Origin of the sequence: Nonomuraea sp. NPDC050394, assembly GCF_044459065.1 — a bacterium.
Lineage (GTDB): Bacteria > Actinomycetota > Actinomycetes > Streptosporangiales > Streptosporangiaceae > Nonomuraea.
On sequence record NZ_JBITIO010000002.1, the window covers coordinates 717,464 to 736,139 of the forward strand.

Here is an 18,676-nt window from a genome sequence, read left to right on the forward strand (position 1 = left end):
CGGCTCAGGCGGGGGACGGAGCTGTGGCGGGCGGGCGGTAGGCGACCCGCCACAGGGCGGCCACGAGCAGGACCGCGACGACCGCCCAGGCGGGCAGCGGCCCGCCCAGCAGCCCCAGCAGCACAGGCACGGCGGTGGCCGGCAGCGCCCACGCCCAGATCCACAGCCGCCGCGCCCCGGTGGCGATGCCGATCACGGCGGAGGCGGCGAAGTACACGGCGAGGCCCGCGCACAGCACCCACCGGATGCCGGGGTGCAGGTGCTCGACGGGATGGGCCACGGCGGCCCCGAGCCCGGCCGCCGCCGCGACGAGCCCGGCGGTCATGACGTAGTGGGCGGGCAGCGCGACGGACGCCGGCAGGCCCCGCTCGCTCGCCTCGGGCACGGCGGTCACGCCGTGTTGCAGCGTCACCCACCACAGGCACACGACGAGCGCGAACGAGCCCGCGGCGGCGAGCCTGAGCTCGGTGCTCCAGTCCTGGCCACCGGCCTCGACGACGATCTGCATGACCGCCTCGCCGAGCACGATGATCACGAACAGGCCGAGCCGTTCACCGAGATGCGCGGTGTGCAGGACGGCCTCGTAGGGGACGGGTATCTCGCGCGGTGGGCGGCGGCTGTCGCCGTCGTGCCGCCCCGCGCGCTTCTTGAGCCGGTCGGCCTGCGCCCTCAGCCCCTGGAGGAGCCGTTCGGGGTGGCGGGCGTGCTGGAGGGTGAAGATCAGGTCGAACAGGATGCCGAGCGCCCACAGCCAGTAGGTGCCCGGGGCGTCGACCCAGAAGGAGATGATCCAGGGGGCCAGCCCGGCGCTGAACTGGGCGGTGGGCCACGACGTCAGCACCGCGCCCGAGCTCTGGATCGAGCGGGAGCCGCTGAGCCGGCAGACGACGTAGGCGGCGGCGAACCAGTTGTCGTGGTTGCCGCCGCCGGGCACGGCGTGCGCCACGTCGGGCGCGGCGGCGGCCATCACCGCGATGCCGAACATGCCGACCAGCATCGCGCGGGTGCGGGTCTTGTCCGCGCGGACGTTGGCGTAGATCGTGAAGGAGGTCCAGATGCTCCAGATCGCGTAGTAGAGCATCACGAACAGCGCGACGTCCGGCCAGGTCGGATGGAGCAGGCGGTGGGCCAGCTGGGCCACCGCCACGACGACGACCAGGTCGAAGAAGAGCTCGAGCCAGCTCGCGTGGCGGTCCGCCGTCTCAGTCGCGCCTACGTCACTCACGCCTACCGAGAATAGAACTCCACCACGAGCTGCTCCTCGACGGGGATGGCGATCTGCTCGCGCTGCGGCTTGCTCACCAGCGTGAAGCGCAGGTCGGACAGGTCGACGGAGAGGTATCCGGCGGGGCGGTCGTCGGCGTAGATGCCCTCGGCCGCGGCCACGAACGGCTGCATCGTGCGCGACTTCTGGCGCACGGCGATGACCTGGCCGGGCTTGACGAGGTAGCTCGGGATGTCGACCTTGCGGCCGTCCACGGTGATGTGGCCGTGGTTGACGTACTGGCGGGCGGCGTAGATCGACGGAGCGAGCCCGGCTCGCAGCACGAGGGAGGCCAGGCGGGTCTCCAGCAGGGTCACCAGCTCGGCGCCCGACGCGCCTTCCTTGCGTACCGCGAGGTCCCAGTAGCGGCGCAGCTGACGCTCGGAGACGTCGTAGTACCAGCGCAGCTTCTGCTTCTCCATGAGCCGCATGCCGTAGTCGCCGGTGTTGCGGCGGCTGGTCTTCCTGCCGTGCTCTCCGGGCGGGTACGGCCGCGCCTCGAAGTACCGCACGGCTTTCCTGGTCAGAGGGACGCCTGCCCGTCGCGACAGCCGCACCTTCGGCCCGGTGTAGCGCATGTTCACCTCAATGTGGTTAGGTAATGCTTACTAAGGCAAGGCTAACCTACTACAGCGTGTGAACTCAAGGAGACCTGCATGCCGCCGATCGCGGAACGCATCCGCACCCTCGCCTCCGGAGCCGGCGTCGCCAGGCTCACCCTCGACGGCGTCCCCTTCCCCGCCCGCGGCGGCGTGGACGAACAGGGCCGTCCCGTGCTGCTGGTCAAGCCGGGCGAGCGCCTGCACGGCCTGGAGGGCGACGCGGTGATCGCGGTCAACCTCACCGCCACCCGGCTGCTGGGCGCCGTCGAGCATCCGCGCGGGCTGGTCGAGGTGCAGGGGTGGGTGCTGGCCGTACCGGAGGAGGACACGCGCGCCGCCGCCGTCGCGGTCGCCGCCGCCTGCGCCGACGAGGACCTGTTCGAGGCCATCGAGCGGTACGGCGAGCCCGGCGCTCCCCAGCTCATGAGAATGGACGTCGCCCAGGTCGTCTACCTGACCGGCCAGGACTCCGGCGTGCTCGACGCCGACGAGTACCTGGAGGCAGAGCCCGACCCGCTGGCCGAGACCGCCGAGCGGGTGCTCGCCCACCTGAACGAGTCGCACCGCGCGCAGCTCCAGGGCGCCGTGGCCGCGCATCTGGGCACGCCGGTCGGTGAGGCGTGGCTGTGGGAGCTGGACCGCTACGGCGCGACCGTGCGCGTGGACGACACGCTGGTGCGCTTCCCGTGGCCCGTGCCCGCCCAGACCGGCACCTGCCTCGAGACCGCCCTGAGAGGGCTGATCTGCGCTTGCTGATGATATGAAGTGCTGAAGCGCACATGATCGGGAGGCCGCTTTGGACGCCTACACCCCCACCCCCGACGACCGCTTCACCTTCGGCCTGTGGACCGTGGGCTGGCCGGCCCGCGACCCGTTCGGGGACGCCACGCGGGCGCCGCTCGACCCGGTGGAGAGCCTGCACCGCCTGGCCGAGCTCGGCGCCTACGGCGTGACCTTCCACGACGACGACCTGCTCGCCGTCGAACCCGACCGCGACCGGGCCGTGGCCGCGTTCACCAAGGCGCTGGCCGAGACCGGGCTCAAGGTGCCCATGGCCACGACGAACCTGTTCACGCACCCGGTCTTCAAGGACGGCGCGTTCACCAGCAACGACCGCGACATCCGCCGGTACGCGCTGCGCAAGGTCCGGCGCAACCTCGACCTGGCCGCCTCGCTCGGCGCGAGCGTGTACGTCTGCTGGGGCGGGCGCGAGGGCGCGGAGTCCGACGCGGCCAAGGACGTGCGCTCGGCGCTGGCGCGCTACAAGGAGGCGCTCGACCTGCTCTGCGCGTACGTCGCCGAGCAGGGCTACGACCTGCGCTTCGCCATCGAGCCCAAGCCGAACGAGCCGCGTGGCGACATCCTGCTGCCGACGATCGGGCACGCGCTGGCGTTCATCGGCGAGCTGGAGCGCCCGGAGATGGTCGGCCTCAACCCCGAGGTCGGCCACGAGCAGATGGCCGGGCTCAACGTCACCCACGGCATCGCGCAGGCCCTGTGGCACGGCAAGCTCTTCCACATCGACCTCAACGGCCAGCACGGCCCCCGGTACGACCAGGACCTGGTCTTCGGCCACGGCGACGTCAAGAACGCCTTCTTCCTGGTGGACCTGCTGGAGCACGGCGGCTACACCGGGCCCCGGCACTTCGACTACAAGCCCGCGCGCACCGAGGACGCCGAGGACGTGTGGGTCTCGGCCGCGGCCAACATGCGCACGTACCTGATCCTGCGGGAGAAGGCGCGCCGCTTCCGCGCCGACCCCGAGGTGCTGGAGGCGCTGCGCGACTCCCGGGTCGGGCGGCTGGCCGAGCCGACGCTGGCGCCCGGCGAGACGCTGGCCACGCTGGAGGATCCCGGCTTCGACCTCGACGGCGCCGCGGCGCGCGGGCTGCACGCCTCGCGCCTCGGCCAGCTCGCGCTGGAGCATCTGCTCGGGGTGCGCTGATGCCGCTGGTGGCGGGGGTGGACTCCTCCACGCAGAGCTGCAAGGTGGTGGTGCTCGACGCCGCCTCCGGGCGGCTGGTACGGCAGGGGCGTGCCGCTCACCCGGAGGGGACCTCGGTGGATCCGGCGGCCTGGTGGGAGGCCCTGGCCCTGGCCGTCGCCGAGGCGGGCGGGCTTGACGACGTGGCCGCCGTCGGGGTGGCCGGGCAGCAGCATGGAATGGTCTGCCTGGACGAGTCCGGAAATGTCGTGCGGGACGCGTTGTTGTGGAACGACACCCGCTCGGCCGGCGCCGCCCGCGATCTGGTCGGCGAGCTGGGCGGGGCCGCGGCCTGGGCGGGCGCGGTGGGGCTCGTGCCGCTGGCCTCGTTCACCGTTTCCAAGGTGCGGTGGCTGGCCGAGCACGAGCCGGACCATGCCCGGCGGACGGCCGCGGTGTGCCTGCCGCACGACTGGCTGACCTGGCGATTGCTGGGTGACGCGTCCCGGGCCGGTTCTCCGGTGGAGCGGCCCCACGCGCTCCCGCCGGAGCGGCTCACCTCCGATCGGGGGGACGCGTCGGGCACCGGGTACTGGTCGCCGTTCACCGGGTCGTACCGGTATGACCTGCTGGAGCTGGCCATGGGAAGCCGTCCGGCGTTGCCCCGGGTGCTGGGACCGGCCGAGGCGGCCGGGGAGGCGGGCGGCCTGCTGGTCGCGGCGGGGACCGGTGACAACATGGCCGCGGCCCTCGGCCTCGGGTTGCGCCCCGGTGACGTGGTCGTGTCGATCGGCACCTCGGGGACCGCGTTCGCCGTCGCCGACCGGCCCGGCGCGGACCCGGGCGGGGTGGTGGCGGGGTTCGCCGACGCCACGGGGCGCTTCCTGCCGCTGGTGTGCACGCTCAACGCCGCCCGCGTGCTGGAGGCCGCGGCCGCCATGCTCGGCACCGGCCTCGCGCGCCTGGACGCGCTGGCCCTCGCGGCTCCGGGCGGGGCCGATGGGCTGGTGCTGGTGCCGTACCTGGAGGGCGAGCGCACCCCGAACCTGCCCGGCGCCACCGGCTCCCTGCACGGCCTCACCCTGCGCACCGCCACGCCCGGGCACCTGGCCAGGGCCGCGGTCGAAGGGCTGCTCTGCCACCTGGCCGACGCGCTGGAGGCACTGCCGGTCCAGGGCGAACGCGTCCTGCTGATCGGCGGCGGAGCCGGCTCCCGCGCGGTGCGGGAGATCGCTCCGGCCGTGTTCGGCCGCCCGGTGGCGGTGCCCGCGCCCCAGGAGTACGTGGCCAGGGGCGCCGCCCGACAGGCCGCCTGGGCGCTGTCCGGCGCCCCCGACCCTCCGGACTGGCCCACGCCCGGGACCACCGAGCACGCGGCGGCCCCGCTACCGGCGATCCGCGACCGCTACCGGCACGCCCTCGGCCGCTAGCCGCTGGCGTGCGGGCCGCTCCCTGGTGGCCGGGCTTCGTCTTCGGGTACGGCAGGCGTCACGGCTGACCGCCTGCCGTACCCCGTGGAGCTTCTCACGCCCCACCGGCCTCCCGCACCCCTGGGGCCCCTATCCCCCACGGGCGGCCACGCGCGGCGAGAAGGCAGGGAACGGCCTGGACCGGAGTGGTACGGGCTGGTGGGCGCGCGGGCCGGACCTGTCCGCACCACGCCCGGCCCGCGCGGACCCATCAGAATGCCAGCCCCCGATCACGGCCCGCTGTGAGCCTTGTGTGGGCATTCGCCCCGCGAGTGACTACCATCGGCGGCTGTGAACGAGACGCGTCCTCGCGCGAGCCGGGCCCTGATGATCGCCGGAGTACTCCTTGGGGTGCTCCTGCTGGCGACGGCGGCCGTCCTGGCCCGGGGCGCGCTCGGTGGCGCCTCCCTGAACGCCGTCGGCTGGCCGGGCTCTCCCGGCCATCCAGGTGACCCCGGCCAGAAGACCGCCCACGCCGAGGCCACACCCTCGTCCACACCCCGCCCGTCCCGCGCGCACCCCACCCCCTCCCCGGCCCACACCCACCCACAGACCCCGGTGGTCGGCCACCCTCCGTCGCGCACCCCCATGGCCACCCGCGAGTCCCGCCGCCCCACCCTGGTGCCCCCGAGCCCGGCCGACACCGGCGCGAACTCCCCTTCCGACGTCACCCCCATCGGCCCCAGCGCCCAGACCACCGCCGCCCCGCCCCCCGTCACCCTCCCTCCCGCGGAACCCCACCCCTCGGCCGCCCCGACCCCCACCAAGACCAAACCCACCAAGCCCAGGCCCACCAAGACCCGCACCCCGGGCAAGAAGCCCGGCAACCAGCCCCGCAACCGCTGACACCCCCACAACCCCACCAACGACGGACCAGGACAGCACCTCACCTGACGCCGACCCGGCCCGACCCGACACAGCCCGGCCCAGCCCGGCGCGGCCTGGCGCGGCGCGGCGCGGCGCGGCACGACCCCGGCGCGGCGCTCCCCAGCCCGGCCCGGCACGGCCCTGCGTGGCGGTGCGTGGCGGTTCCGGGGGCAGGAGGGCCGGGGGTGGGGTCGCGAGTGGAGGGTGGCTCTGGGATGATGGCGGGCACTATGCCTGCCTCCCTGCCGTTCCGCCTGGTGCGTGCCGTGGCGTTCGCCGCGGTGTGTGCGGGGCTCGGCATGGGCGCGCATGTCGTGGCCGGCGCCACCGTGGCGCTTCCCGGCGCGGTGGCGGCCATCGCGTTGTCGCTGCTGGCGGCGTTGCCGCTGACGGGGCGGGAACGTTCGGCCGGTGGGATTCTGGCGCTGCTGGTCGTGGTGCAGGCCGTTCTGCACGTGATGTTCTCGATGCTGCACGACGCGGCGCCGGTGGCCGTCCAGGGCGGGCACGCGCACTCGGGGCTGGTGCCGGGGCTGGGCATGCTCGTGATGCACGGGTGGGCGATCGGCCTGACGGCGCTGTGGCTGTCGCGGGGCGAGGCCGCGCTGTGGGGACTGTTCCGCCGCGTGCTGGTGCGGCTCGGCCTTCTGCCGGCCGTACCCGTGACGGAAGGACCTTCCTCTCCGGTACGGCACGCGGAGCCCCCCACGCCCCGCTCCGCCCTCCTGGAACACACCCTCTCGGGCCGGGGCCCACCTCTCTTCCTCCCCGCCTGACCCTCCCGGACCCCTGGTCCGGAACCCCTTCGCCCCCGGGCACCCCTGACGTCGCCTCCGAGCCCGGCAACCGCTGTGGCCGGGCTGACGCGAGTCCGCGCCACGACCAACGGTGACGCGGGGTCCGCGCCACGACCAACGCGGAGGCCGTGGTGGCCCCGGCCGACGGGCCATGCCTCCATCGGCGACCGCCGGCTCACGACACGACCGGCCAGATGGCTCAACCCGCGGCAGTCGCGGGGCTCGAGCTCGCCTGGGCGTGCCGTGGGGGCGTGAGCCCCGCGCCGAGGGTCGCCCCGCCGCCGGTCCACCGGACCGCCGGGCTACCGGGCAGTGGGCTCGCCCAGGCCGCCGCGCTACCGGACCACCGGGCTACCGGACCACCGGGCTGCCAGGCCACCGGGGCGCCGGGCCACCGGGTTGCCGGGCCGCCGGGGCGCTGGGCCACCAGGCCACCGGGTTGCCGGGCCGCCAGGCCACCAGGCCACCGGGCTGCCGGGCTGCCGGGCTGCCGGGCTGCCGGGCTGCCGGGCTGCCGGGCTGAGGGTGTGTCCGGGCCGGGTCCGCTGCGGGCTGGCGTGGGTGTTGATTGCCCGAAATTTCTGGACTACTGGAAGAGAGACCTCATCATGCGTATCCGTCATGCCCTCCTGGCCGTCGTGGCCACCGCCGCGGTCGCCGCCTGCGGTGGGCAGCAGGCCACCTCAGCCGCCCCCGCCGGCAACGCGCCCACCGGCGCCGCCTCCAGCGCCGCCTCCAGTGCCGCCTCTGGCACGCCCACCGGTCCCGGCGGGGAGGCCACGCCCGGCACCGCGGGCCCGCTGACCATCACCGATCCCTGGATCAAGACCACGAAGAGCGGCATGACCGCCGCCTTCGGCACCATCGCCAATCCCTCCGCCGCCGCGATCACGATCGTCTCCGCCGCCTCCACCGGCGCACCCACGGTGGAGCTTCACGAGACGGTCGGCGAGGGCACGCAGATGACCATGCGGCCCAAGGAGGGCGGCTTCACGATCCCGGCGGGCGGGAAGCTGGAGCTCAAGCCCGGTGGCGACCACATCATGCTGATGGACGTCACCACCCCGGTGAAGCCGGGTTCGGAGGTGGGCTTCACGCTGACGTTCAAGGACGGCGGCACGATGACGTTCAAGGCCGTGGGCAAGGACTTCGCCGGTGCCAACGAGAAGTACCAGCCGGGCCATGAGTGACGGCGAGCGCCCTGCCGGGATCTCCCGCCGCCGCGTACTCGCCGGTGGGGCGGCGGCGGGTGGCCTGGTCGCGACGGGTGCGCTCGCCGGGGGTCTCCCGGCCGGCGCCCAGGCCGCCAACGGTTCCGGGCAGGGCGTCGACGGCGCGGCCGTGGAGCCGTTTCACGGGGCCCGGCAGGCGGGCGTCGCCACCACGCCCCAGGCCCACGCCGCGTTCGCCGGGCTCGATCTGCGCAAGGGCGTCGGCAGGGAGGCGCTCGGCAGGCTGATGCGGCTGCTCACCGACGACGCCCGGCGGCTCACCCAGGGCCGCGGCGCGCTGGCCGACACCGAGCCCGAACTGGCGGCGCTGCCCGCGCGGCTGACGGTGACGTTCGGGTTCGGGCCGGGGCTGTTCCGGGCGGCGGGCGTCAAGGGCGGGCCCGGTCAGTTGCCGAGGTTCTCCGTGGATCGGCTGGAGGACCGGTGGTCGGAGGGCGATCTGCTGCTGCAGATCTGCTGCGACGATCCGGTCACGCTGGCCCACGCGCTGCGCATGATCGTGAAGGACACCGCGTCGTTCACGAAGGTCAGGTGGGTGCAGCGCGGGTTCCGGCAGGCGGTGCAGCGGCCGGGGCTGACCCAGCGCAACCTCATGGGGCAGCTCGACGGGACGGTCAACCCCAAGCCGGGGACGCCGGAGTTCGAGCGGGCCGTGTGGATCGCGGACGGGCCGCTGGCCGGCGGCACCATGCTGGTCCTGCGCCGGATCCGGATGCTCATGGACTCCTGGGACGCCACGGACCGGGTGGCCAAGGAGTTCACGGTGGGGCGGCGGCTGGACAACGGCGCTCCGCTGAGCGGGCGGGCCGAGCACGACGAGGCCGACTTCGCCAAGGTCAACGCGATCGGCTTCCCGGTGATCTCGGAGTACGCGCACATCCGGCGGGCGCACACCCAGGACCCCGGGCTGCGGATGTTCCGCCGCGTGTACAACTACGACGAAGAGGACACCGGGCTGCTGTTCGCCGCCTACCAGGCGGACGTGGCGCGGCAGTTCACACCGGTGCAGCGCCGCCTAGCCAAGGCGGATCTGCTCAACGAGTGGACGACGCCGATCGGGTCCGCGGTCTTCTACATCCCGCCGGGCTGCGAGGAGTCCGGCTGGGTGGGCCAGGGCCTGCTGGGCTGAGGCAAGGGACCTGCGCGTGGGCCGGAAGAACGCGTGGGGCCGGAAGAATGGGGCGCCTCTCCGCGAGGGGCGCCCTATTCTTCCGGCATGGAGATCTGGATCAACCCCGCCTGCTCGAAGTGCCGGTCGGCGATCTCCCTGCTGGACGCCGAGCAGGCCGAGTACACCGTCCGCCGCTACCTGGACGACCCGCCCACCGAGGCGGAGATCCGCGAGGTGCTCTCCCGCCTCGGCCTGGAGCCCTGGGACATCACCCGCACCGGCGAGGACGCCGCCGGGGACATGGCCTCCTGGCCCCGCGATCCGGGCAGCCGCGACCGCTGGATCCGGGCGCTGGCCGAGCACCCGATCCTCATCCAGCGCCCCATCATCACCGCCGACGACGGCCACGCGGTGATCGGCCGGACGGAAGAGGCCGTCCGCTCCGTCCTCCCGCCACAATGATCACCGCCGCGAGAGCCGCCGCAATGATCACAGCCGTGAGGACCGGAGCGGTGATCGCAGCCGTGAGGACCGGAGCGGTGATCGCAACCCTGAGAGCTATTGGATCGGGACCTGCAGTTCCCGGAACCCGGCGATCTTGACGCTCAGCCCCGAGGCCCCGTCCGGCAGGGCGAACAGCCCCCAGAACTCCCGCTTCTGCCCCGGCGCGAACTTCTCGGTGCCCAGCCGGACCCCGGAGACGCCGCTGCACGCGCAGTACGATCCCGGGTCGTCACCGGTCTGGACCTCGATGCGGCCGGGCAGGTACCGGCGGCGGTCCGCCTGGTCGGTGAGGACGACGGAGCTGGCGGACTGGTACTTGTACGACTGCCAGTCCTGGCCGTCGTGCAGGTCGTTGTACCACGCCTCCGCCGTGCCCTCGTTGGCGATCGTGTAGGTGAGCAGGCCGAGCCCGCCCTGCAGCCGGCGCAGCCCGGTGACCTCCATGGCGATGGGCTGGCCGTCGGCCTTGGTGCTGCCCGTCAGGTCGTCGCCGGGGCCCACGGTGGAGACGACGTCCTGGGAGGGGGACGGCCGCGCGGCGGCCTGAGGCTTGGCGAAGGTCACCGTGACCCGCCGGTTGCGCCGCTTGCCCTCGTCGGTGTCGTTGCCGTACAGGGGGCGGCGGGAGCCGTACCCCTTGGTCTGGAAGGCGACGCCGTCGCGCTTCAGCAGCGGCGCGAGCGCGGCCTTCACGGCCTGGGCGCGACGCGCGGACAGCGGGTCGTTGATGGCGTCGTTGCCGGAGGAGTCGGCGTGGCCCTCGACCTTGACCTCGGTGGCGGGCGAGGCCTCGATGAGCTTGGCGGTACGCGCGAGCACCGCCTTGGCCCGCGAGGTGAGCACGGCCTTGTCCACGGCGAACAGCACGTCGGAGGACAGGTTCACGCGGAGGTCCTTGCCGTCGTCCGCGGTCTCCTCGGTCCTGTCGTTCGACTCCGACGGCAGAACGACGCGGTGGACGAGCGGGGTGACGGGCTCGGCGTCGGGGTCGGGGAAGTCGCCCTGCGGCGGGTCGTCGCTGACGGGGACGTTGAGCATGGGCGGGGCCAGCGGGGTGACGACGGTCGCGGTCTGCCCGTCGCCGCCGGGGGCGGGCATGACGGCGTAGAGGGAGATCGAGGCGCCCGGCTTGATGAAGTAGCCGATGCCGTCGCGCTTCTCGTCGGTGCAGAGGCAGGGGCTGCCCTCGGGCTTGTACGGCAGGATCCAGGTCCGGGCCCGCTCGTCGAGCACGCCGATGCCGGATGCCCACCTGATCGCGCCCAGCTTGCGGGTCTCGTCACCCATCTCGCCGGTCCAGGTGAGGTCCTTGTCCGCACCGGTGTTGGTGAGGCGGATCTGGACCACCAGGTGCTTGCCCTTGAGCCGGTTGAGGCCGACCACTTCGACCTTGAGGTCGGGGGTCATGGTGCTGCGGGTCTCGGCGAGGGCGGGGCGGTCGTCGCTCGTGGCGGAGGGTGTGGCCGCGGGCGTGGTCGCCGCCGGGGTGGTGGCGGGGGCCGCCTCGGGGGCCTTGGTGGGGGGCGCGGCCTGCTGCGGTTGGGGCAGCATCCCGCAGCCGGTGGCGGCCAGCGTCAGGACGGCGGCCAGGGCCAGGATCCGGTTAGACATGGCGGAGATTGTGCCATGACCGAAACACCCGACCATATTCAACTCAGGGCGTCGTCCACGGCGTCCGGTGACAGGACGTGGTCCAGGACCATCACCGCGCAGCCGGTGATGCCCGCCCCCGCGCCCATCCTGCTCGCCTCGATCCGCAACGTGCGGGTGGCGAGCGCGGTGGAGCGCCGGTAGACGACCTCGCGGATGCTGGACACCAGGGGGCCGAAGGTTTCGGCCACGTCGCCGCCCAGCACCACCACGGACGGGTTGAGGATGTTGACCGCGGAGGCCAGCACCTCGCCGATGCGCCGGCCCGCCTCGCGTACCGTCGCCATCGTCTGGGCGTCGCCGGCCCGCACGAGCGCGGTGACGTCCTCGATCGTCTTGACGTCCTTGCCCGCGGCGCGCAGGTCGCGCAGCAGCGCGGTGCCGCTGGCCACCGAGTCGACGCAGTCGATGTTGCCGCACCGGCACAGCACGCCGCCGCCGTCGCGTACCGGGATGTGGCCGATCTCCCCGGCCGCGCCGAGGGCGCCGCGCAGGATTTCGCCGCCGGAGATGATCCCGGCTCCGATCCGGGTGGAGATCTTCACGAACATGAGGTCGGTGACGTTCGCGTGGGCGCCGCGGTGCTCGCCGATGGCCAGGACGTTCACGTCGTTGTCGACCAGCACGGGCACGTCGAAGCGGGCCCTGATCAGCGGCGGGATGACCACGCCCGTCCAGGAGGCCATCACCCGGGCGCTCTCGGTGCGCCCCTGGGCGAACTCGACGGTCGCGGGCACGCCCATGCCCACGCCGCGCACCCGCGAGCGCGGGGTGTCGCCGAGCAGTTCGTCCCAGGTGTCCATGAGCAGCGGCAGCACGACGTCGGGCCCCTGCTCGACGTCGATGTGGAAGCGCCGTGCGGCCAGTTCCGCGCCGGACAGGTCACACACCGCCACCCGGGTACGGCTGGCGCCGAGCGCGGCCACCAGCACCACTCCGCCCCCGGCGTTGAACTCCAGCCTGACCGGCGGCCGCCCGCCGGTGGAGGGCGCGTCGGTGCGCTCCACCACGAGGCCGCGCTCGATCAGCTCGCCCACCCGCAGCTGCACGGCAGGCCGGGACAGGCCCGTGACCCGGCCGAGGTCCGCTCGCGTCACGGCCTCTCCGGTGCGGATGAGCCGCAGGAACTCGCCACTGGTGGCGAGGGGCGCGGCGGTACGTCGAGGCATCGGCTTAGTGAATCACACCTGCTTAAGTCATGAACAGTCCCGACTTTCTTATTTCAAATAGCAAAACTCGGGTTGTGCACGACCCAAACTCTGGCTAATGTCCGTTCTGTCCTTGCTTGGCTGATCATCGGAGCTCGTGTCGTGTCCCCCCTCTCGTCTCCCGCCGTCCACGCCGCCGATCTCGTCGTCTTCGGCGGGACCGGCGACCTGTCCATGCGCAAGCTGATCCCGGCGCTGTACCACAGCGACAGGGACGGCCGCCTGGCGCCAGAGACCCGCGTCATCGCCATGTCCCGGGGCGGGCTCACCGACGCCGACTTCCGCGGCAAGGTCGACGCCGAGGTACGCGACCAGGTCCCCGTCGACGACCCGGCCGTCTGGCAGCGTTTCCTGGGCCGCCTGCACCACGTGTCGGTGGACGTCGGCGGCCCTTCCGGCAACCCGGACAAGTCCGGCTGGGCCGAGCTGTCGAGGCAGCTCGCCGGCCACGAGCAGCGCGACCGTGTCTTCTACCTGGCCAGCCCGCCGATGACGTTCGGCCCGTTCTGCCGCGAACTGCACGAGGCCGGCCTGGTCACCCCGCAGTCGCGGGTGGTGCTGGAGAAACCGCTCGGCCGCGACCTGCCCAGCGCCCAGCGCATCAACGACGAGGTCGGCGCGATCTTCGACGAGCACCAGATCTTCCGCATCGACCACTACCTCGGCAAGGAGACCGTGCAGAACCTGCTCGTGCTCCGCTTCGCCAACGCCTTCCTGGAGCCGATCTGGAACTCCCTCTGGATCGACCACGTGCAGATCACCGTCGCCGAGACCGTCGGCACGCCCGGCCGCCGCGGCTACTACGACCAGGCGGGCGCGCTGCGCGACATGGTCCAGAACCACCTGCTGCAACTGCTCACGCTCACCGCGATGGAGCCCCCGGCGCGCAACGACCGCGAGGCCATCCGCGACGAGAAGGTGAAGGTGCTGCAGGCGCTGCGCCCCATCCAGGAGGGCAGCGAGGTCGACCGCTTCACCGTCCGCGGCCAGTACACCGCTGAGAGCGCGATGGTGGGCTACCTCGACGAGCCCGCCTCCACCCCGCCCACCGAGGACTCCAAGCGGGTCGAGACGTTCACCGCCATCCGCGCCGAGATCAAGAACTGGCGCTGGGCGGGCGTGCCGTTCTACCTGCGCACCGGCAAGCGCATGCCGCGCCGCGTCTCGGAGATCGTGGTGCAGTTCAAGGACGTGCCGCACTCCATCTACCCCGGCGGCTCGCCCAACCGCCTGGTGCTGCGCCTGCAGCCGGAAGAGGGCATCGAGCTGCACATCATGGCCAAGGAGCCGGGCGCCGGCGAGACCACGCTCAAGCCGGTGCCGCTGTCACTCAGCTTCGGCGAGACCTTCACCGCCCGCGTCCCCGAGGCCTACGAGCGCCTCCTGACCGACGTGCTGGCCGGCAACCCGACGCTGTTCATGCGCCGCGACGAGGTCGAGGCCGCCTGGCGCTGGATCGACCCGATCCTGGCGGCCTGGGAGGCCTCTCCCGAACCGCCGGAGCCCTACCCCGCGGGCACCGCCGGCCCCGCGGGCGCCCACGAACTGCTCGGCCGCAGCGGCCGGGCCTGGCACGAGGAGGCGTGATGACCAACCGGGAGATCCAGGAGATCACGGACCGGATCGCCGAGCGCAGCGCCGCCAGCCGTACCGCCTATCTGGCGCGCATCCGCCGCGACGGCGAGGCCGCCCGCGCCAAGGGCCCCGCCCGCGCGCACCTGGGCTGCGCGAACCTCGCGCACGGCTTCGCGGCCGCCCCCGCCGAGGACAAGCCCCTCCTCCGGGGTACGGCCAGGCCCGGCATCGCCATCGTCACCAGCTACAACGACATGCTCAGCGCCCACCAGCCGTACGAGACCTACCCGCCGGAGCTGAAGAAGGCGGTGCGCGCGGCCGGCGGCGTGGCGCAGGTGGCGGGCGGCGTGCCGGCCATGTGCGACGGCATCACCCAGGGCCGCGCCGGCATGGAGCTGTCGCTCTACAGCCGCGACGTGATCGCCATGTCCACGGCCATCGCGCTGTCGCACGACATGTTCGACGCGTCGCTGCTGCTGGGCGTCTGCGACAAGATCGTGCCGGGCCTGTTCATCGGCGCGCTGCACTTCGGGCACCTGCCGGCGATCTTCGTCCCGGCCGGTCCGATGAGCTCCGGGCTGCCGAACAAGGTCAAGGCCCGCACCCGGCAGCTGTTCGCCGAGGGCAAGGTCGGCCGCACGGAACTGCTGGAGGCCGAGGCCGCCTCCTACCACTCCCCCGGCACCTGCACCTTCTACGGCACCGCCAACTCCAACCAGGCGCTCATGGAGGTCATGGGCCTGCACCTGCCCGGCTCCACGTTCGTCAACCCGCACACCGAGCTGCGCCACGCCCTGACCGAGGCGGCCGGGCGCCGGGCCGTGGAGATCACCGCGCACGGCTCCGAGTACACCCCGATCGGCGAGCTCGTCGACGAGAAGTCGATCGTCAACGCCTGCGTGGCGCTGCTGGCCACCGGCGGCTCCACCAACCACACGCTGCACCTGGTGGCCATGGCCGCCGCCGCGGGCATCGTGCTGACCTGGGACGACCTGGCCTGCCTGTCGAAGGTCGTGCCGTCGCTGACCAAGATCTACCCCAACGGCCAGGCGGACGTGAACCACTTCCGCGACGCCGGCGGCATGCAGGTGCTCATCGGCGACCTGCTCGACCACGGGCTGCTGCACGGCGACGTGCTGACCGTGGCCGGGCGCGGGCTCGACCACTACCGCTCGGCGCCGTCGCTGAAGGACGGCGCGCTGGTCTGGGAGGAGCGCGCCGAGGGCAGCTCCGACCTCGACGTGCTGCGGCCGGTCGCGGCGCCGTTCGCGGCCGACGGCGGGATCCACATGGTCGAGGGCAACCTCGGCTGCGCCGTCAGCAAGGTGTCGGCGGTCAAGCCCGAGCACCTGGTCATCGAGGCGCCGGCCAAGGTCTTCGACGACCAGCTCGACCTGCTGGCCGCCTTCGAGGCCGGCGCGCTGGACGGGCAGGACTTCGTGGCGGTCATCCGTTACCAGGGGCCCTCGGCCAACGGCATGCCCGAGCTGCACAAGCTGACGCCGCCGCTGGCCGTACTGCTCGATCGGGGACAGAACGTGGCGATCGTCACCGACGGCCGGATGTCCGGCGCGTCGGGGAAGGTTCCGGCGGCCATCCACCTGTCGCCGGAGGCCGCCGACGGCGGCGCCATCGCGCTCGTGCGCGAGGGCGACGTCATCCGGCTCGACTCCGCCGCCGGGACCCTGGAGGTGCTGGCGGACCTGTCGGGACGCGAGCCGCAGGGGCGGGCGCTGAGCGACGCCGAGTGGGTGGGGACGGGACGTGAGCTGTTCGCCGCCTTCCGGCGGATGGCCGGGCCGGCCGAGTACGGGGCCGGGGTCTTCGGGGTGAGCGGGGCCGAGCAGCCCGAGCACGGGCCGGGCCTGGGCTTCGCCGCTCCGGCCGGGGCCGCGCACGCGGAGGCCACGCCGTCCCGGCTGAAGGTCATGGAAGAGCACGCCCGCCACGCCGCGGAGCACGCCGGTGGGTGAGCTGCCGTGGCTGGTCGCCGACGTCGGCGGCACCAATGCCAGGTTCGGGCTCGTCACCGCGCCGGGCGAGGCTCCCTCGCACGTCGCGGTGCTGGCCGGGGCCGATCACGCGAGCCTTCCGGATGCCGTAGCCGCCTATCTCGCGGACCACGCGGGCGGAGTGCGGCCGGGGGCGGCGTGCGTGGCGGTCGCGGGGCCGATCGGCGGTGACTCCTACCGGCTGACGAACCTGCCGTGGTCGGGGTCCGTGGGGGAACTGGGCGTGCCGTACGCGGTGCTGCTCAACGACTTCGAGGCGCTGGCCGTGTCCCTGCCCCACCTGGGCGCGGACGACCTGGTCGGGCTCGGCGGGCCGGCGCCGGGCGACGGGATCAAGGCGGTGCTCGGGCCGGGGACCGGGCTCGGGGTGGCCGGGCTGGTGCCGGGCGACCACGGCTGGATCCCGGTGCCGGGCGAGGGCGGCCACGTCAGCGTCCCGGTGCACGACGAGCGCGAGCAGGAGATCGTCGCCGCGCTGCGCGCGCAGGGGCTGCGGCACGTCGAGGCCGAGCACGTGCTGTCCGGCCCCGGGCTGGCGCGCCTGTACCGGGCGCTGGCGCTGGTCAACGGCGCCGCACCCGAGGACGGGCTGACCGCCTCGGAGATCGTCGCCCGCGCCGGTGACCCGCTGTGCGCCGAGACCGTGGACGTCTTCTGCGCCATGCTCGGCACGTTCGCCGGGAACGTCGCGCTCACCCTGGGCGCCAGGGGAGGCGTCTACATCGGCGGGGGCGTGCTCCCCCGTATCGTGGAGCGCGTGCGAGCCAGCGCCTTCCGCCGGCGGTTCGCCGCCAGTCCCAGCATGTCCGGGTACCTGTCGTCGATCGCCACCACGCTGATCGTCGCGCCGCAGCCGGCGCTGACGGGGGCGGCGGCCTGGCTGACCCAGCAGCTTTCGAGGAGAAGTGTCTATGAGCCTGCTTGATCTCGCCCCTGTCGTGCCCGTCGTGGTGATCGACGACGTGGAGACGGCCGTCCCGCTCGCGCGGGCGCTCGTCGCGGGCGGGCTTCCGGTCATCGAGGTGACCCTGCGCACGGCCGCCGCCCTGGAGTCGATCGCGCGCATCGCGGCGGAGGTTCCCGGCGCGGTGATCGGCGCCGGGACCATCCGGTCGGCGGCCGACATCGCGGCGGCCGTGGGGGCCGGGTCGACGTTCCTGGTCTCACCCGGTACGACCCCGGCGCTGGCCGAGGCGCTGCTGGGGTCCGGCGTGCCGTTCCTGCCGGGGGCGGCGACCGCTTCCGAGGTCATGGCGCTGGCGGAGCGGGGCATCAAGGAGCTCAAGTTCTTCCCGGCCGAGGCCGCCGGCGGCCTGCCGTACCTGAAGAGCCTGGCGGGACCGCTGCCGGACGTGCGGTTCTGCCCGACCGGCGGGATCAGGCCGGACACCGCCCCCGACTACCTGGCGCTCCCGAACGTGGGCTGCGTGGGCGGCACGTGGCTCACCCCCGCCGACGCCCTGGCCACGGGAGACTGGGCCAGGGTGGAGAAGCTCGCGGCCGAGGCGGCGGCGCTGCGTTCCTGAGGGATCAGCCGAGGCGGGCGAGGGCGGCGGAGATGGCCTGGGCGGCGCCTCTGACGGAGATGCCGAGGCGGGCCAGGGGAAGGGCGACCGCCGGTCCCGCCACCGAGATCGACATGGCCACCTTGCCCGCCGCGTCGAACACCGGCGCCGCCACGCAGGCCACCCCGTCGGCGAACTCCTCCTGGGCGTAGGCGACGCCGTAGTGGCGCACGCGGGCGAGTTCGCGGTCCAGGCCGGTCAGGCTGGTGATCGTGCGGCGGGTCAGACGCGGCGGGCTGCCCTGGTCGGCCAGCGTCTGGCGCAGCCCGGAGTCGTAGGCGAGCAGCGTCTTGCCGATGGCCGTGCAGTGCAGCGGCGCCCGGTCCACGCCGTCGGAGGGCGAGGGGACCCGGTTGTGGCCGTAGACCCGCTCGACGTACTCGGCTTCGAGGCCGGACAGCACGGCCAGGTTGACCGTCTGGCGGGTGGTCTCGTACAGGTACAGCAGGTACGGCAGGACGGCCCGCCTGGTCCCGGGGATGCGGCCCCGGGCGTCGCCGAGCCGGGCGAGCAGGTCGCCAACGAGGTAGTCGGTGCCGGCCCGTTTGGCCAGGGACCGCGAGCACAGGACCGCGAGGATCCGGTGGGCGGTCGACTTGGGCAGGCCGGTGTTCCTGCACAGTTGCGACAGGCTGATCGGCTGCGCCGCGGCGCTGAGCGAGAAGAGGATGTCGATCCCCTTCTCGAGGCTGCCCGGCTGGGCGGCCTCCGGTGCGCGCCGGTGCCGCACGATCGACTTCCCCGGCATGTCCACCATCCTCATCCTCGCCAAGGAGAAGGAAGGGCTTCCCCCGGGGTGCGATCCATGGTTTCGGGTTTACCCGAACCAGGGATCAGGCACACCGTCCTTGCTAACGATTGTGAAACCTTCTGACCTGGCCGTTTGACGGGGAATA

The 18,676-nt window shown here is 73.3% G+C and carries 17 protein-coding genes; 12 read left to right on the forward strand and 5 right to left on the reverse strand.

The genetic code is table 11. From position 1 onward, the window contains the following. Positions 1-4: 4 nt before the first annotated feature. Entirely contained in the window at positions 5-1,225 is a 1,221-nt protein-coding gene (locus ACIBKY_RS11355) for a low temperature requirement protein A (RefSeq protein WP_397096451.1), read from the reverse strand. Positions 1,226-1,227: 2 nt separating this feature from the next. Next, the gene (rpsD, locus tag ACIBKY_RS11360) at positions 1,228-1,842 is read right to left on the reverse strand and encodes a 30S ribosomal protein S4 (RefSeq protein ID WP_397096869.1); all 615 of its coding nucleotides are present in this window, start codon (positions 1,840-1,842) and stop codon (positions 1,228-1,230) included. 78 nt (positions 1,843-1,920) lie between these two features. On the opposite strand from rpsD, the gene ACIBKY_RS11365 reads away from it, so the two are divergent. From ACIBKY_RS11365 to ACIBKY_RS11400, 8 genes are all read left to right on the forward strand, one after another. After that, complete coding sequence (locus ACIBKY_RS11365; protein WP_397096453.1) at positions 1,921-2,622, forward strand: DUF2470 domain-containing protein; 702 nt, start codon at positions 1,921-1,923, stop codon at positions 2,620-2,622. A gap of 40 nt (positions 2,623-2,662) precedes the next feature. After that, a complete protein-coding gene (gene xylA, locus ACIBKY_RS11370; protein WP_397096455.1) occupies positions 2,663-3,811 on the forward strand; it encodes a xylose isomerase in 1,149 nt (382 codons plus the stop codon). Beyond that, positions 3,811-5,220, forward strand: coding sequence for an FGGY family carbohydrate kinase (locus ACIBKY_RS11375; RefSeq protein ID WP_397096457.1), 1,410 nt, complete (start codon positions 3,811-3,813; stop codon positions 5,218-5,220). Before xylA ends, ACIBKY_RS11375 begins: the two co-directional genes overlap by 1 nt. A 330-nt stretch (positions 5,221-5,550) precedes the next feature. Continuing rightward, the gene (locus tag ACIBKY_RS11380; protein ID WP_397096458.1) at positions 5,551-6,105 is read left to right on the forward strand and encodes a hypothetical protein; all 555 of its coding nucleotides are present in this window, start codon (positions 5,551-5,553) and stop codon (positions 6,103-6,105) included. Positions 6,106-6,356: 251 nt separating this feature from the next. After that, positions 6,357-6,902 (forward strand): MFS transporter, encoded by a 546-nt coding sequence (locus tag ACIBKY_RS11385; protein WP_397096460.1) that lies wholly within the window; start codon positions 6,357-6,359, stop codon positions 6,900-6,902. A 629-nt stretch (positions 6,903-7,531) separates the two neighbouring features. Further along, positions 7,532-8,113 carry a copper chaperone PCu(A)C gene (locus ACIBKY_RS11390; protein ID WP_397096461.1) on the forward strand — a complete coding sequence of 194 codons (582 nt, stop codon included), beginning with the start codon at positions 7,532-7,534 and terminating at the stop codon, positions 8,111-8,113. Further along, complete coding sequence (locus ACIBKY_RS11395) at positions 8,106-9,284, forward strand: Dyp-type peroxidase (RefSeq protein ID WP_397096463.1); 1,179 nt, start codon at positions 8,106-8,108, stop codon at positions 9,282-9,284. Before ACIBKY_RS11390 ends, ACIBKY_RS11395 begins: the two co-directional genes overlap by 8 nt. Before the next feature lie 87 nt (positions 9,285-9,371). Beyond that, a complete protein-coding gene (locus tag ACIBKY_RS11400) occupies positions 9,372-9,728 on the forward strand; it encodes an arsenate reductase family protein (protein WP_397096464.1) in 357 nt (118 codons plus the stop codon). A gap of 96 nt (positions 9,729-9,824) precedes the next feature. Here ACIBKY_RS11400 and ACIBKY_RS11405 read toward each other — a convergent pair whose 3' ends face one another. Next, positions 9,825-11,381 (reverse strand): OmpA family protein, encoded by a 1,557-nt coding sequence (locus ACIBKY_RS11405; RefSeq protein ID WP_397096466.1) that lies wholly within the window; start codon positions 11,379-11,381, stop codon positions 9,825-9,827. Between the two features lie 38 nt (positions 11,382-11,419). Further along, positions 11,420-12,589 (reverse strand): ROK family transcriptional regulator, encoded by a 1,170-nt coding sequence (locus tag ACIBKY_RS11410; protein ID WP_184963984.1) that lies wholly within the window; start codon positions 12,587-12,589, stop codon positions 11,420-11,422. A 141-nt stretch (positions 12,590-12,730) separates the two neighbouring features. On the opposite strand from ACIBKY_RS11410, the gene zwf reads away from it, so the two are divergent. The 4 genes from zwf to eda are packed head-to-tail and all read left to right on the forward strand — an operon-like array spanning position 12,731 to position 17,741. Further along, complete coding sequence (zwf, locus tag ACIBKY_RS11415; protein WP_397096468.1) at positions 12,731-14,215, forward strand: glucose-6-phosphate dehydrogenase; 1,485 nt, start codon at positions 12,731-12,733, stop codon at positions 14,213-14,215. After that, positions 14,215-16,176 carry a phosphogluconate dehydratase gene (gene edd, locus ACIBKY_RS11420; RefSeq protein ID WP_397096469.1) on the forward strand — a complete coding sequence of 654 codons (1,962 nt, stop codon included), beginning with the start codon at positions 14,215-14,217 and terminating at the stop codon, positions 16,174-16,176. The genes zwf and edd overlap by 1 nt, the downstream gene beginning before the upstream one ends. Next, positions 16,169-17,140: a glucokinase gene (gene glk / locus ACIBKY_RS11425; RefSeq protein ID WP_397096471.1), complete on the forward strand. Its 972-nt coding sequence runs from the start codon at positions 16,169-16,171 to the stop codon at positions 17,138-17,140. The genes edd and glk overlap by 8 nt, the downstream gene beginning before the upstream one ends. Then, entirely contained in the window at positions 17,127-17,741 is a 615-nt protein-coding gene (gene eda, locus ACIBKY_RS11430) for a bifunctional 4-hydroxy-2-oxoglutarate aldolase/2-dehydro-3-deoxy-phosphogluconate aldolase (protein WP_397096472.1), read from the forward strand. The genes glk and eda overlap by 14 nt, the downstream gene beginning before the upstream one ends. A gap of 4 nt (positions 17,742-17,745) precedes the next feature. Here eda and ACIBKY_RS11435 read toward each other — a convergent pair whose 3' ends face one another. Next, positions 17,746-18,528: an IclR family transcriptional regulator gene (locus ACIBKY_RS11435; protein ID WP_397096473.1), complete on the reverse strand. Its 783-nt coding sequence runs from the start codon at positions 18,526-18,528 to the stop codon at positions 17,746-17,748. Positions 18,529-18,676 lie beyond the last annotated feature (148 nt).